The organism is Pseudomonas sp. D1-36, from assembly GCF_051132205.1.
In the GTDB taxonomy this organism is placed as follows: domain Bacteria; phylum Pseudomonadota; class Gammaproteobacteria; order Pseudomonadales; family Pseudomonadaceae; genus Aquipseudomonas.
Map to the genome: position 1 here is coordinate 907,967 of NZ_CP071674.1, position 13,941 is coordinate 921,907.

8 protein-coding genes and 1 pseudogene are annotated in these 13,941 nt (G+C 63.3%); 7 read left to right on the forward strand and 2 right to left on the reverse strand.

What is annotated here, in order from left to right:
* Nucleotides 1-168 precede the first annotated feature (168 nt).
* The 4 genes from J3P76_RS04060 to J3P76_RS04075 all read left to right on the forward strand — a co-directional run bounded on the left by J3P76_RS04060 (nucleotide 169) and on the right by J3P76_RS04075 (nucleotide 6,163).
* Entirely contained in the window at nucleotides 169-2,379 is a 2,211-nt protein-coding gene (locus J3P76_RS04060) for a DUF1631 domain-containing protein (protein ID WP_434607829.1), read from the forward strand.
* A gap of 63 nt (nucleotides 2,380-2,442) precedes the next feature.
* A complete protein-coding gene (gene ampD / locus J3P76_RS04065) occupies nucleotides 2,443-3,003 on the forward strand; it encodes a 1,6-anhydro-N-acetylmuramyl-L-alanine amidase AmpD (protein ID WP_434560713.1) in 561 nt (186 codons plus the stop codon).
* A complete protein-coding gene (gene ampE, locus J3P76_RS04070; RefSeq protein ID WP_434701578.1) occupies nucleotides 3,000-3,836 on the forward strand; it encodes a regulatory signaling modulator protein AmpE in 837 nt (278 codons plus the stop codon). The genes ampD and ampE overlap by 4 nt, the downstream gene beginning before the upstream one ends.
* Before the next feature lie 1,622 nt (nucleotides 3,837-5,458).
* A complete protein-coding gene (locus J3P76_RS04075; protein ID WP_434676536.1) occupies nucleotides 5,459-6,163 on the forward strand; it encodes a methyl-accepting chemotaxis protein in 705 nt (234 codons plus the stop codon).
* Between the two features lie 133 nt (nucleotides 6,164-6,296).
* On the opposite strand, the gene J3P76_RS04080 is transcribed toward J3P76_RS04075, so the two are convergent.
* The gene (locus tag J3P76_RS04080; protein WP_434607827.1) at nucleotides 6,297-7,073 is read right to left on the reverse strand and encodes a TatD family hydrolase; all 777 of its coding nucleotides are present in this window, start codon (nucleotides 7,071-7,073) and stop codon (nucleotides 6,297-6,299) included.
* 16 nt (nucleotides 7,074-7,089) lie between these two features.
* Nucleotides 7,090-8,085 carry a catabolite repressor/activator gene (gene cra, locus J3P76_RS04085; RefSeq protein WP_434607825.1) on the reverse strand — a complete coding sequence of 332 codons (996 nt, stop codon included), beginning with the start codon at nucleotides 8,083-8,085 and terminating at the stop codon, nucleotides 7,090-7,092.
* Between the two features lie 286 nt (nucleotides 8,086-8,371).
* On the opposite strand from cra, the gene ptsP reads away from it, so the two are divergent.
* From ptsP to J3P76_RS04100, 3 genes and pseudogenes are all read left to right on the forward strand, one after another.
* Entirely contained in the window at nucleotides 8,372-11,236 is a 2,865-nt protein-coding gene (gene ptsP, locus J3P76_RS04090; protein ID WP_434607823.1) for a phosphoenolpyruvate--protein phosphotransferase, read from the forward strand.
* A complete protein-coding gene (pfkB, locus tag J3P76_RS04095; RefSeq protein ID WP_434560703.1) occupies nucleotides 11,236-12,177 on the forward strand; it encodes a 1-phosphofructokinase in 942 nt (313 codons plus the stop codon). Before ptsP ends, pfkB begins: the two co-directional genes overlap by 1 nt.
* Before the next feature lie 13 nt (nucleotides 12,178-12,190).
* Nucleotides 12,191-13,934 (forward strand): annotated as a pseudogene (locus tag J3P76_RS04100) (PTS fructose-like transporter subunit IIB).
* Nucleotides 13,935-13,941 lie beyond the last annotated feature (7 nt).

Sequence of the window (13,941 nt, forward strand, 5' to 3'; positions counted from 1 at the left end):
GCGTCCACGCAACATTTACCCGAAATGCCGGTCATTTATTGCGATCTCTTTGAGCCTGTTCACAGAGTCCTCTGGTATGGCGGGCTCTTTTTACCGGATAATCCGCCTTTCGTTTGACGTCATGAGTTTGACGTCGCGAGCCGAAGAATGCCGTTTCAGGAGTCCAGGATGCATAACGACGGGAATGTAGTGCCTTTGCATAAAGTGCCTACCGACCAGGCGAATCGTTCGCCGCTCGCCCGGCTGCCGGTCATTCTGCTCCAGGTTCGCGACAAGGCCGCGCAGCAGTTGCGCGTGGGTCTGCAGGGCTTGTTCGATAACGCCGATGACACGTTGTTCGAGATGGCCGACCGGGCGCGCAATGATCTCGAGCAGAACCTCTACTTCGAAGCCATGCGCGACTTGCGTTTGAAACGCAAAAGCATCGAGCGTGAATTCATTGAACAGTTTTTCGAGGCTTTTGTCAGTCTCGCCCAGTACGACCTTACCCAGGCGACCCTGGCACCCGTGGTGGGCGCCATACCGGCCCAGCCAAACCATGACGAGCTGGAGCGCCGCCTGGCGGTGGAAACCATGGTCGCCCGAGTGATCAGCCGCGACGGCGTGTCGCTCGACCAACTCACGGCGCGGCTCAGTGTGTTGCTGGACCGGCCATTGACGAACCAGTTGAACCCGTTAAGCCCAGGTTTATTGTGCGGGCATTTCCTTCAGGCTGGACGCAACCTGGGCGTGGGGATCAAGGTCAAGCTGATCCTGCTCAAGCTGTTCGAGCGTTATGTGCTCAGCGAATGCGACCAGTTCTATGCGCAGGCCAATCAATTGCTCGCCGCGACGGGCGTCTTGCCGGACCTCAAGATCTCACCGTCGCGACGGGCATCGGATCGTGTCGAGGAAGTCGCCCAACCCAACGTCGATGGCGCCGCCAGGCCAAGGGCCGATGACGTCGACGACAGCGTCCAGGAGGTCTTCGCCGCGTTGCAGAAATTGCTGGTGCAGGTACGCGGCAGCGTCGCGCCAACCTTGGAAGCCAGCGCCCCAGCCCAGCCGATTTCGAAACGGGACCTGCTGCGATTGTTGTCTCATTTGCAGCAGTACGTTCCCTCGCTCACGGTGCAGGACGAGTTCGACCTGCGCAGCCAGCTCGAACAGTTGCTGACGCGTGTCAGCGTCAAGAGTGGCAAGTCCCGGGTCGTCGACGGCGCCGACGAAGACGTGATCAACCTGATCGCGATGATGTTCGAGTTCATTCTCGACGACCAGAACCTGCCGGACTCCCTCAAGGCGCTGATCGGTCGACTGCAGATTCCGATGCTCAAGGTCGCGGTACAGGACAAGAGTTTCTTCAGCCGAGGCAATCATCCGGCCCGCCGGCTGCTCAACGAAATTGCTGCCGCTGCGATGGGCTGGGGCGATTGCGATGATCATCAGCGCGACAGTCTTTACCTGCGCATCGAGCAAGTCGTGCAGCGTTTGTTGAACGACTTCGTTGACGACCCGGCGATATTTTCCGAAGTGCTGGCGGACTTCCTGGCGTTCACCAGCGACGAACGTCGTCGCAGCGAACTGCTGGAGCAACGCATTCGCGACGCTGAAGAAGGGCGGGCCAAGGCCGAACTGGCCCGACAGCGGGTCGAAGGGGCGCTGAACCACATCATGCTGGGCAAGGTCTTGCCCCAGGCCGTGGTGGATTTCGTCCAGCAGGCCTGGAGCCAGGTGTTGTTGCTGACCGGCTTCAAACATGGCGAGCAATCAGCTGAATGGCAGGCCGACGTGCTGACCCTCGAGCAGTTGGTGTGGAGCGTCCAGCATCACGAAGAACCCGACGCCGGCCTGCGCTTGCTGGCGATGGTGCCGGAGCTGCTCAAGGCCCTGCGCGACGGCTTGAGCCGTTCGGCGTTCGATCCGTTCGCCACCAGCGAATTCTTCAGCGAACTGGAAGTGCTGCATGTCCAGGCTCTCCAACGGCTGGGCCAGGCAACGGAGCAGGCACAGCCGGCGGATTCGCCGGTGCTGGTCGAGGTGGTGGAGCCCATCGTCCTGCGGGCTGCGCCGGTAACCGCGACGGACGAACCGACCGTACGCTTGCCTGCCGATGACGTGGGCCTACTCCAGGTCGATCAATTGCGCCTGGGAAGTTGGGTCGAGTTCCAGGAAGACGAAGACAACAACCTTCGTTGCAAACTCGCGGCGATTATCCAGGCCACTGGCAAGTATGTCTTCGTCAACCGTACCGGCCTCAAGGTCCTTGAGCACAGCCGCACCAGCCTGGCCTTGGAGTTCCGCCGTGGGGCGGCGCGGTTGCTGGACGATACCCTGTTGTTCGACAGGGCGCTGGAATCCGTGCTGGGCAACCTGCGCCAGCTCAATCGCGGCAAGTGATCGCGCAGCCGGGCCCGATCGCGGCATACTGACGGCCTTCACCGTCTCATCGAAGGAACCTGTATGCAGCTGGACTCCGCGAGCGGTTGGTGCGATGGCGTGCGTCATTGCCCTTCGCCCAACTTCAATGCGCGCCCCGAGGGCGAGATCTCCCTGCTGGTCATCCACAACATCAGCTTGCCACCGGCACAGTTCGCCACGGGCAAAGTGCAGGAATTTTTCCAGAATCGCCTGGATGTCACGGAACATCCCTATTTTGCGGGTATCGCGGACCTGCGCGTGTCCGCGCATTTTCTGATCGAACGTGACGGCACCGTGACCCAGTTTGTCTCTTGTCTTGATCGTGCCTGGCACGCTGGTGTTTCGTGTTTCGAAGGGCGGGAGACGTGTAACGATTTTTCCATAGGCATCGAGCTTGAAGGCACCGATGACCTGCCGTTCACCGACGGGCAATATGTCGCCTTGGTGGACTTGACCCGGCAGCTGCAGAAAGCGTTTTCGGCGATCACGGTGCAGCGCATCTGCGGGCACAGCGACATCGCGCCGGGACGCAAGACCGATCCGGGGCCGGCATTCGACTGGGCGCGCTACCGCGCGGCCCTGACAGAAGGGGAAGGACAATGAGTTTTCTGGTGTTGCTGCTGGCGGTCTGGATCGAGAAGTTCTCGGCCTTGCGCCAGCGGGTCCAGCGTGACGGCGGCTGGCTGGGCGAGCTGAACAAACTCGAGGCGAGTCCGCGCTGGGGCAACCGGCCCTGGCTGGTGCTGGTGATGATGGTTCTGCTGCCGGTTTCGCTGCTGGCGTTGCTACTCTGGGTGTTGGAGCCGGTGGCCTATGGTTTGCTGGCGCTGCCGATTCACCTGTTGGTGGTCATCTACAGCCTGGGGCGCGGCGATCTGTTGGCTGATCTCGGGCCGTTTCGCGATGCCTGGCGACGTGAAGACCTGCAAGCGGCCACCCATGTGGCCAAGCGTGACCTGAACATCGATGCCGATGACGGTGAGCAGTTGCTCGAACGGGTCCAGGGGCATTTGCTATGGCAGGCTTACCAGAGTTTTTTCGCGGTGATCTTCTGGTACTTCCTGCTGGGACCCGTGGCCGCCCTGAGTTATCGATTGTTGGCGTTGGCCGCCGAGCACAGCCAGAACCCGGGTGTGGCCGAGCGTGCAGCGCAACTGCGCCACGCCTTCGACTGGGTACCGGTGCGATTGCTGGCGGCGAGCTTCGCCCTGGTGGGCAACTTCGTCGCGGTCAGTCGGGTCATGCTGCATGAACTGTTGAACTGGAACATCAGCGCCGCCGACCTCATCGACAAAGTCGGCTTGGTCGCCGGCGAGATTCCCACGCCGGTCGCCGGGCCGGACGGCATCAACAGCCTGGATCGACTTTGGGAATTGCTGCTGCGCGCTGCGTTGCTCTGGTATGCCGGGTTCGCGTTGTGGACGGTGTTGGCCTGATCGAACCCAGCAAGTTCGTAACGCTAAGCTGTCGTGGCGAGGGAGCTTGCTCCCGCTCGGCTGCGCAGCAGTCGTAAACCAGGATAAAAACGATCCCCTCTGCGCAAAACCCACGGGGCCTGCCGCACAGGCCAGCGGGAGCGAGCTCCCTCGCCACTGGATCGTGTGCCCTCGTTAACCTTAAGTTACAAATCTCTCCGCCGAATTAGGCTATACAGGAACAGCGTCCGAATAGTGGCTTTGTGCTGTCTCCGTGCGCAGCTCATAACAATAAAAACTACCGGGAGACTTCCCTTGTGAAGAGTTTGCTCTGGCCCGCCGTCGCCCTGATGAATCGCCTGAGCTTCGGCATGAAGTTCAGCCTGATCAGTGTTTTGTTCCTGCTGCCGATGCTGGTGACCAATTTCTTTCTGGTGCGTGATTCCTACCGCGAGTTCCAGGGCACGCAAGTGGAGCTGCAAAGCCTGGATTTGCTGGGCAGCAGCCTGGCGCTGCGGCGCGACCTGGAGACGCTGAACGACCTGGTGCAGATCAATGCCAGCCTGGGCCAGTCGGGCAAGGCCGGCGACGTGGACGCGAAGATCGCCGCGCTCGAGCACAAGGTGCTCGCCCGGTTGCAAGGCATGACGGCCATGGCGATGGAGCCCGAGCACGTCAGTGCCTTCGATACCAAGCGCGACGAAATGATCGCCGCTTTCAAGGCCCAACAAGCCGAAAGCTCGCTGCAGAGCAAAAGCGCGTTGATCGGCAATCTGCTCAACAATGCACAAATATTCGGCCAGATCATCGCCAGTCAGGCCGGCCTGAGCCGTGACAACCAGGCCGACATCCGCCAGCTCAGCGAGCTGATCGTCGGCCTGACGCCCAGGGTCACTCAAATTTTGGGCGAGGGCCGTGCCTTGGGCGCTTCTTCGTTGGGGTTGGGTTTCCTCAATTCCGCGTCGAGTACCCGGTTCGATGAGTTGCTGGTGCAAATCGAGAAGCTCCAGGGCGAATATGAGCTGAAACTGCAGGACGCGCTGGGCTCGAGCAAGGCGGTCGGACAAGCACTCGCCGATCAGGCCGGTGGCAGCAAGAGCACCCTCAAGCAAGCGGCCGAGCTGATTGAAAACCAGGTTGTCATGGCGGACACCCTCGATGCGCCATGGCCGGCATTCTTCGATCAGGTCAGCGGCCTGATGGAGCAGACCTATCGGTTGAACGAGGCGACGTTGGGCTTTCTCGGTGTGCAATTGCAGCACCGCCTGGAGCAGAACCGCAGCCACATGGTGCTACAGGCGGTGGCGCTCGCAGCGGTGTTCCTGTTGATTTTCTATCTGTACGCCGGTTTCTACGCCTCGACACGCACGACGCTCAAGCACCTGGGGGCGATGATGGACAAAGTCGCGGCGGGGGATATGACAGTCAGTTTCGTCGCCCGCAGCAAGGATGAGCTGGGCGAGTTGGGCGAGGTGTTCAATGGCACCGTGGCGAAGATCCATGATTTGATCGAACAGGTCGGCCACACCGTCGCCGAGGTCGAGCGCCAGGCCGGGCAGGTGGAAACGGTATCGGCCCAGAGCAACCAGGCCGTGGCCGGCCAGCGCAGCCAGATCGAACTGGTCGCCACGGCGATGAACCAGATGTCCGCCACTGCCCAGGAAGTCGCCCGCAGCGCTGCGGCGGCGGTCAGCAGCGCCCATAGCGTGAATGATGAAACCCTCAGTGGACGAGGCTTGGTGGAATCCCAGCAGGGCAGCATCGCCCGGCTCGCCAGCGAAATCGACCAGTCGGTGCAGGTGATCAATCAACTGGCGACCGACAGCCAGGCCATCAGCCGCGTCCTCGATGTGATCAAGAGCATTGCCGAGCAAACCAACCTGCTGGCCCTCAACGCCGCTATCGAAGCCGCCCGGGCTGGCGAGCAAGGGCGCGGATTCGCGGTGGTGGCCGACGAGGTGCGAACCCTGGCCAAGCGGACCCAGCAGTCGACCGAAGAAATCGAAGCGATGATCAGCCGCCTGCACGGCGGCGTCGGTGCCGCCGTCAAGGCGATGGGCACCAGCCATGAGATGGCCAGCGGCACGGTTGGCCAGTCGGAGAAGGTCCAGCAGGCGCTGGAAAACATTCTTGGCGCCGTTGGCATGATCGTCGACCAGAACCAGCAGATCGCCGCTGCGGTGGAGCAGCAGACCGCCGTCGCCCATGACATCGACCAGAACATCGTCGAGATCAACCGCGCCGGCGAACGCACCGCCGAAGGGGCTCACCAGACCGAAGACGCCAGCCGCGAACTGTCCTCCCAGGTGGTGCGGCTCAAGCAACTGATCAATGCGTTTCGGGTGTGATCTCCTGCCTCACCACAGGCCCAATGTGGGAGCGAGCCTGTGTGGGAGCGAGCTTGCTCGCGATGGCGGAGTGTCAGCCAATGAAAGGTTGCCTGGATCACCGCTATCGCGAGCAAGCTCGCTCCCACAAGGATCACCACTGGAATAGCTGCCGGGCGTTTGCCGTGCTGGCCTCGGCCAGTCGTTCAGGCGTCACCGCCATGATGCCCGCCAACGCCTCGCAAATCGCCGGCAAATGCACCGGGCTGTTGCGTTGCCCGGGAAACATCGACGGCGCCATGTCCGGTGAGTCGGTCTCCAGCACCAGCGCATCCAGCGGCAGTTTCGGCAGCACCCGGTGCATGCGCAGGGCCTGGGGCCACGTGGCCGCGCCGCCGAGGCCGAGCTTGAAACCGAGCTTGATGTATTCGCGAGCCTCTTCGAAGCTGCCGGCAAAGGCATGGATGATGCCCGCACGGGCCGGGCAGATGCGTTTGAGCGTCGCGATCACGGCGGCGTGGCTGCGACGTACATGGATCAGCGCCGGCAGTTCGAAATCCCGGGCCAGTTCCAGCTGCGCCTCGAACAGCGTTTGCTGGCGATCGCGGTCCAGGGTCTGGACGTAATAGTCCAGGCCGATTTCCCCCACCGCGCACAACTGCCGATGCCCGGCCAGGCGCTCCAGCCATTCGCGCAACTGCGCCAGGTCTTCGCCGCGATGCTCGTCGAGAAACACCGGGTGCAGGCCCAGCGCGGCATGCAGGTGCGGGTCGCTTTGGACCAGGTCCCAGACGCGCTGCCAATTGTCCCGATATACGCCCAGCACCACTATTTCCCGGACACCCAAGGCGCGGCTTTCGGCCAGCAGCGCCGGGCGATCCGCGTCGAAATCCGGGAAGTCCAGATGAGTGTGCGTGTCGATCAACTGCATATCCGCACCCTGAACCTCAGCCCTGGTGAATGCGCTGCTTGAACGTGCGCGCAATCGCCTGGACACCGGGTTGATAGACATCGTTTTCGATGGCCGCCAGCGCCAGTTCCAAGGCTTTGTCGGCGATCAGTTGATGCTGCTGGGACATGGCGTTGACCGGCAGCGGCAGGAAATCCAACAGTTGCGTGTCGCCAAAGGTGCCCAGGCGAAGGGGACGCGCCTTGAGCGGAAAATCATGCAGGGCATCGAACACCCCTTGCAGCAGCACATAAGAGGTGGTGATCAGCGCGTCGGGGAGATGGCCCAGGCGCGCGAGCATGTCATCCATCAGCTGACGACCGCATTCACGGCTGAACGACTCGCCGTGCTCGATCAGCACCTGGCCTTCGAACCCGGCCAGCGCCTCGCGGAAACCGGCGGTCCGCTCCTGGCTGATGCTCAGTTCGGGGCGGGCGCTGATCAGCGCGATCTGCCGTGGATTCGTTTCCAGCAGGCTTCGAGTCAGTTGCAGGCTGGCCTGGCGGTCGTCGCTGATTACCGAGCAGAACTGCGCCGGTTCCATCACCCGGTCGATGGCGATGATCGGGATGCCCTTGGCCTGCAATTGGCGGTAGCTATCGTCTTCGGCGGGCAGGCAACTGGCAACGATCAGCGCATCGCAGCGTCGGGCGCGGAACAGTTGCAGCAACTGGCGCTCGCTATCAGGCGCATCATCGGAGCTGGCGATCAGCAACTGATAACCTCGGGCGCGGGCACCTTGTTCCAGCAGCTTGGCGATACGCGCGTAACTGGGGTTCTCCAGGTCGGGCAGGATGAACCCCAACGTGCGGGTATGCCGGCTGCGCAGTCCGGCGGCCTGTGGGTTGGGCGTGAAGCCATGCTCTTGGACCACCGCCCGCACCCGTTCGACGGTCGCGTTGCTGATGCGTTGCTGTTCGGCCTTGCCGTTGATGACGTAGCTGGCGGTGGTCACGGACACACCGGCGAGCTGGGCGATATCACTGAGTTTCAACCCGGTTTTCCTTGTTTTTTCGAGTTTGCCCCGACAATGAAGGCTCATCCTACCCGATTCGGATCGATGGTCACCCCCGGACGCTTTCGACAAGTTGCACTTCAAGGATGGGAGATTATCGAGTAACGTGCCAATCTTTCTAGATTAAACGTTTCAGCAGGCGTATTTTCAGGGCTTCAGGGTTTTCGGTCGCACTGCCGCGATACCGCCGCAAGCCGTTTGCAACGCTAAGCTGATTCATTCAAAACAATACCTGGCGCCAACCGGACGCCAAAAAGGAGAAAGCATGCTCGAGCTCACTCTAGAGCAGATATCCATGGCCCAGGTGGCTGTGGATAAAGACGCCGCGCTGCAACTGCTCGCTGACAAACTGGTGGCCGATGGCCTGGTAGCCGAGGGTTATCTTGCCGGATTGCAGGCCCGCGAGGCCCAGGGCTCGACCTTTCTTGGCCAAGGTATTGCCATCCCCCACGGTACTCCGCAGACCCGCGACCTGGTGTATTCCACCGGCGTGCGCTTGCTTCAATTTCCCGAAGGCGTGGACTGGGGCGACGGCCAGATCGTTTACCTGGCGATCGGCATCGCCGCCAAGTCCGACGAACACCTGCGCCTGCTGCAACTGCTGACCCGCGCCCTCGGCGAGACCGATCTGGGCCAGGCATTGCGTCGCGCCGGCAGCGCCGAAGCCTTGCTGAAACTGCTGCAAGGCGCGCCGCAGGAACTGGCGCTGGATGCGCAGATGATCGGCCTCGGCGTGTCGGCCGACGATTTCGAAGAACTGGTGTGGCGCGGCGCCCGTTTGTTACGCCAGGCCGATTGCGTGAGCAACGGCTTCGCCGGCGTGCTGCAGCAGGTCGAAGCGTTGCCTCTCGGCGATGGGCTCTGGTGGCTGCACAGCGAACAGACCGTCAAGCGCCCGGGCCTGGCCTTCGTCACGCCCGACAAACCCATTCGTTATCTGGGCCAACCCCTGAGCGGGTTGTTCTGCCTGGCCAGCCTCGGCGAGGCCCACCAGGCGTTGCTGGAAAGGCTTTGCGCATTGCTGATCGAAGGTCGCGGCCACGAATTGGGCCGCGCTACCAGCAGCCGCAAGGTCCTGGAAGTGCTGGGGGGCGAACTGTCCGCCGACTGGCCCAGCGCGCGCATCGGACTGGCGAATGCCCACGGCCTGCACGCGCGCCCAGCGAAAATCCTTGCCCAGCTGGCGAAAAGTTTCGAAGGCGAGATCCGCGTGCGCATCGTCGACGGCCAGGACAGCGCCGTATCGGTGAAGAGTCTGAGCAAACTGCTGAGTCTGGGCGCCCGTCGCGGTCAGGTCCTGGAGTTCATTGCCGAACCCAGCATTGCCGCCGACGCGTTGCCGGCGTTGCTCGCAGCCGTCGAAGAAGGTCTCGGCGAAGAGGTCGAACCGCTGCCGCCACCGAGCGCGCCGCGAGAAACCACCATTGCCGAAGTTGCCACCGTGCTGCTCGCGCCGGAATCCGGCAGCCTGATCCAGGCCGTCGCCGCCGCGCCGGGCATTGCCATCGGTCCGGCGCATATCCAAGTGCAGCAAGACATCGATTATCCACTGCGTGGCGAGTCTCCGGCGATCGAGCGCGAGCGTCTACAAAACGCCCTAGGCCAGGTACGTCGGGACATCGAGGGCTTGATCGAGCGCGCCAAGGCCAAGGCCATCCGCGAGATTTTCATCACCCACCAGGAAATGCTCGACGACCCGGAACTGACCGACGAAGTCGACACCCGCCTGAAGCTGGGCGAGAGCGCGCAAGCGGCGTGGATGGGCGTGATCGAAGCCGCCGCGAAGGAACAGGAAGCCCTGCAGGATGCCTTGCTTGCCGAGCGCGCCGCCGATCTGCGGGATGTTGGCCGTCGGGTGCTGGCGCAGTTGTGCGGCATCGAGACCCCGGCTGAACCGGATCAACCCTACATCCTGGTGATGGACGAAGTCGGCCCCTCCGACGTCGCGCGCCTGGACCCGGCCCGCGTGGCGGGGATCCTCACCGCACGCGGCGGCGCCACCGCCCACAGTGCCATTGTCGCCCGCGCCCTGGGCATTCCGGCCTTGGTGGGCGCAGGCGCGGCGGTGTTGCTGTTGGCGCCGGGCACGTCCTTGCTGCTGGATGGGCAGCGTGGTCGGCTGCATGTCGACCCGGACGCCGCGACCCTGCAACGGGCCGCTGAAGAGCGCGACACCCGTGAGCAGCGCCTGAAAGTCGCCGCCGAACAGCGCCACCAACCGGCGCTGACCCGCGACGGTCATGCCGTTGAAGTATTCGCCAACATCGGCGAAAGCGCCGGCGTCACCAGCGCGGTGGAGCAGGGCGCCGAAGGCATCGGCCTGTTGCGCACCGAGCTTATCTTCATGGCCCACACCGAGGCCCCGGACGAAGCGACCCAGGAAGCCGAATACCGCAAGGTGCTCGATGGCCTGGCCGGTCGGCCGCTGGTGGTGCGCACCCTCGACGTCGGCGGCGACAAGCCGTTGCCTTATTGGCCGATCGCGAAGGAAGAAAACCCCTTCCTCGGCGTGCGCGGCATCCGCCTGACCTTGCAGCGCCCCCACGTCATGGAAGCGCAACTGCGCGCCCTGTTGCGCTCGGCGGACAACCGTCCGCTGCGGATCATGTTCCCCATGGTCGGCAGCATCGACGAGTGGCGCCAGGCCCGGGACATGACCGAGCGTCTGCGTCGGGAGATCCCCGTGGCGGATTTGCAGTTGGGCATCATGATCGAAGTGCCGTCCGCCGCGCTGCTGGCGCCGGTACTCGCCAAGGAAGTCGATTTCTTCAGCGTCGGCACCAACGACCTGACGCAATACACCCTGGCGATCGACCGTGGTCACCCGACCCTGTCGGCCCAGGCCGACGGCTTGCACCCGGCGGTATTGCAACTGATCGACATCACCGTGCGCGCCGCCCATGCCCATGGCAAATGGGTCGGTGTGTGCGGCGAGCTGGCGGCCGATCCGCTGGCGGTGCCGGTGTTGGTGGGCCTGGGCGTGGACGAGTTGAGTGTCTCGGCCCGCAGCATCGCGGAGGTCAAGGCACGAGTCCGCGAATTGAGCCTGACACAAGTACAAACCCTGGCCCAAGCGGCATTGGCCGTGGGCAGCGCCGATGACGTGCGCGCATTAGTGGAGGCGCTGTAATGGCGAAGATTCTTACCCTGACCCTTAACCCGGCGCTCGACCTCACGGTTGAGTTGGCGCGCCTGGAACCGGGCCAGGTCAACCGCAGCGACGCCATGCACGCCCACGCCGCCGGCAAGGGCGTGAACGTGGCGCAGGTGCTGGCGGACCTCGGCCACACCCTGACCGTCAGTGGTTTCCTGGGTGAAGACAACGCCCAAGTGTTCGAGACGCTGTTTATCCAGCGTGGCTTCGTCGACGCTTTTATTCGCGTCCCCGGCGAAACCCGCAGCAACATCAAGCTGGCCGAACAGGACGGACGCATCACTGACCTCAACGGTCCTGGCCCGATGGTCGATGAAGCCGCGCAACAAGCGTTGCTGGAACGTCTCGAGCAGATAGCCCCAGGCCACGATGCCGTAGTGGTTGCCGGCAGCATGCCCCGAGGCGTCAGTGCGCAATGGTTGCAGGCGCTGATCATGCGGCTCAAACAGCTCGGCCTGAACGTCGCCCTCGACACCAGCGGCGAAGCGTTGCGCGTCGCCCTGGCGGCGGGGCCATGGCTGATCAAGCCCAATACCGAGGAACTGGCCGATGCGCTAGGTTGCGACGTGGTGACCGAGGTCGCCCAGGCACAAGCGGCTCAGCGGTTGCATGCCCAAGGCGTGGAACATGTGGTGATTTCCCACGGCGCCGACGGTGTGAATTGGTTCAGCGTTGGTTCGGCCCTGCATGCCTCGCCGCCCAAGGTCACTGTCGCCAGCACCGTGGGCGCCGGCGATTCGCTGCTGGCCGGCATGCTGCATGGATTGCTCGCTGCCCACGCACCGGAGCAGACCCTGCGCACCGCCACGGCCATCGCCGCCATGGCGGTCACCCAGATCGGGTTCGGCATCCACGACACCGCCTTGCTGGCGTCGCTTGAACAGGGCGTGCGCGTGCGCCCCCTGACAGAACAATAAGAGGGTTCGCAAGATGAAATTAGCCATTGTGACGGCTTGCCCGAACGGCATGGTCACCAGCGTGTTGTGCGCCCGCCTGCTGGATGCGGCGGCCCAGCGCCAAGGTTGGAGCACCAGTGTCGAAGTCCATGACGCGGCCCACCCGGAACGCCAGTTGTCGGCGGCGACCCTCGAAGCGGCCGAATGGGTATTGCTGGTTGCCAGCGGCCCGGTGGACCTGTCGCGATTCGTTGGCAAGCGGGTGTTTCGCAGCACCCCGGCCCTCGCCCTGCAGGACGTTGACGCGGTGCTACGTCGCGGCGCCGAAGAGGCCCAAGTGCTGGGCGAGGCCGAGGTGCTCGCCGAAGAACCTGCGCCGTCGACCGAACGCGCCCCGCGCCTGGTGGCCATCACCGCGTGCCCGACCGGCGTCGCCCATACCTTCATGGCCGCTGAAGCCTTGCAACAGGCAGCGGCACGCTTGGGTTATGACCTGAAGATCGAAACCCAGGGCTCGGTGGGCGCCCGCAACCCGCTCAGCCCCGAGGCGATTGCCGAGGCCGATGTGGTGTTGCTGGCGACCGATATCGAGGTCGCCACCGAGCGTTTCGCCGGTAAGAAAATCTATCGCTGCGGCACCGGCATTGCGTTGAAACAAGCCGAAGCCACGCTGAAAAAAGCCTTGGCCGAAGGCGTCCAGGAAAGCGCAGCGAGTGGTGCTTCCACGGGCCCGGCGAAGGCGGAAAAAAGCGGTGTCTATAAACTTGCTGACGGGTGTTTCGTTCATGCTACCGATGGTGGTAGCGGGTGGCTTGATGATCGCTTTGTCGTTCGTGTTTGGCATCGAGGCCTTCAAGGAACCTGGCACTCTCGCAGCGGCGCTGATGCAGATTGGCGGCGACACCGCATTCAAATTGATGGTGCCGCTGCTGGCGGGCTACATCGCCTATTCGATTGCTGACCGACCTGGCCTGGCGCCAGGGATGATCGGCGGGATGCTGGCCAGCACCCTGGGCGCTGGATTCATCGGCGGCATCATCGCCGGTTTCCTCGCCGGTTATGCGGCCAAGGCGATCAACCGTTACGCGCGCCTGCCTCAGAGCCTTGAAGCGCTCAAGCCGATCCTGATCATTCCGTTGCTGGCGAGCCTGTTCACCGGCCTGGTGATGATCTACATCGTCGGCAAACCGGTGGCGGGCATGCTTGAGGGTCTGACCCATTTCCTCGACAGCATGGGCACCACCAACGCGCTTTTGCTGGGCGTGCTGCTGGGGGCGATGATGTGCGTGGACCTCGGTGGGCCGATCAACAAAGCCGCCTACGCGTTTTCCGTGGGACTGCTGGCTTCGCAAAGTTATGCACCCATGGCCGCGACAATGGCCGCCGGCATGGTGCCGCCGATTGGGCTGGGCATCGCCACGTTCATAGCCCGCCGCAAGTTCGCCAAGACCGAGCGTGAGGCCGGTAAGGCAGCGCTGGTGCTGGGGCTGTGCTTCATCTCCGAAGGCGCGATCCCGTTCGCGGCCAAGGATCCACTGCGGGTGATCCCGGCCAGCATTGCCGGCGGCGCGCTGACCGGTGCGCTGTCGATGTACTTCGGCTGCAAACTCATGGCGCCTCACGGCGGGCTGTTCGTGATGCTGATCCCCAATGCCATCAACCACGCGCTTTTGTACCTGCTGGCGATCGTGGCGGGGAGTTTGGTGACGGCAGTGGCGTATGCGCTGCTCAAGCGACCGGAAGTGGTGGAAATGGCGTTGGAGCCGGCGAAGGCCTGATCGCTTT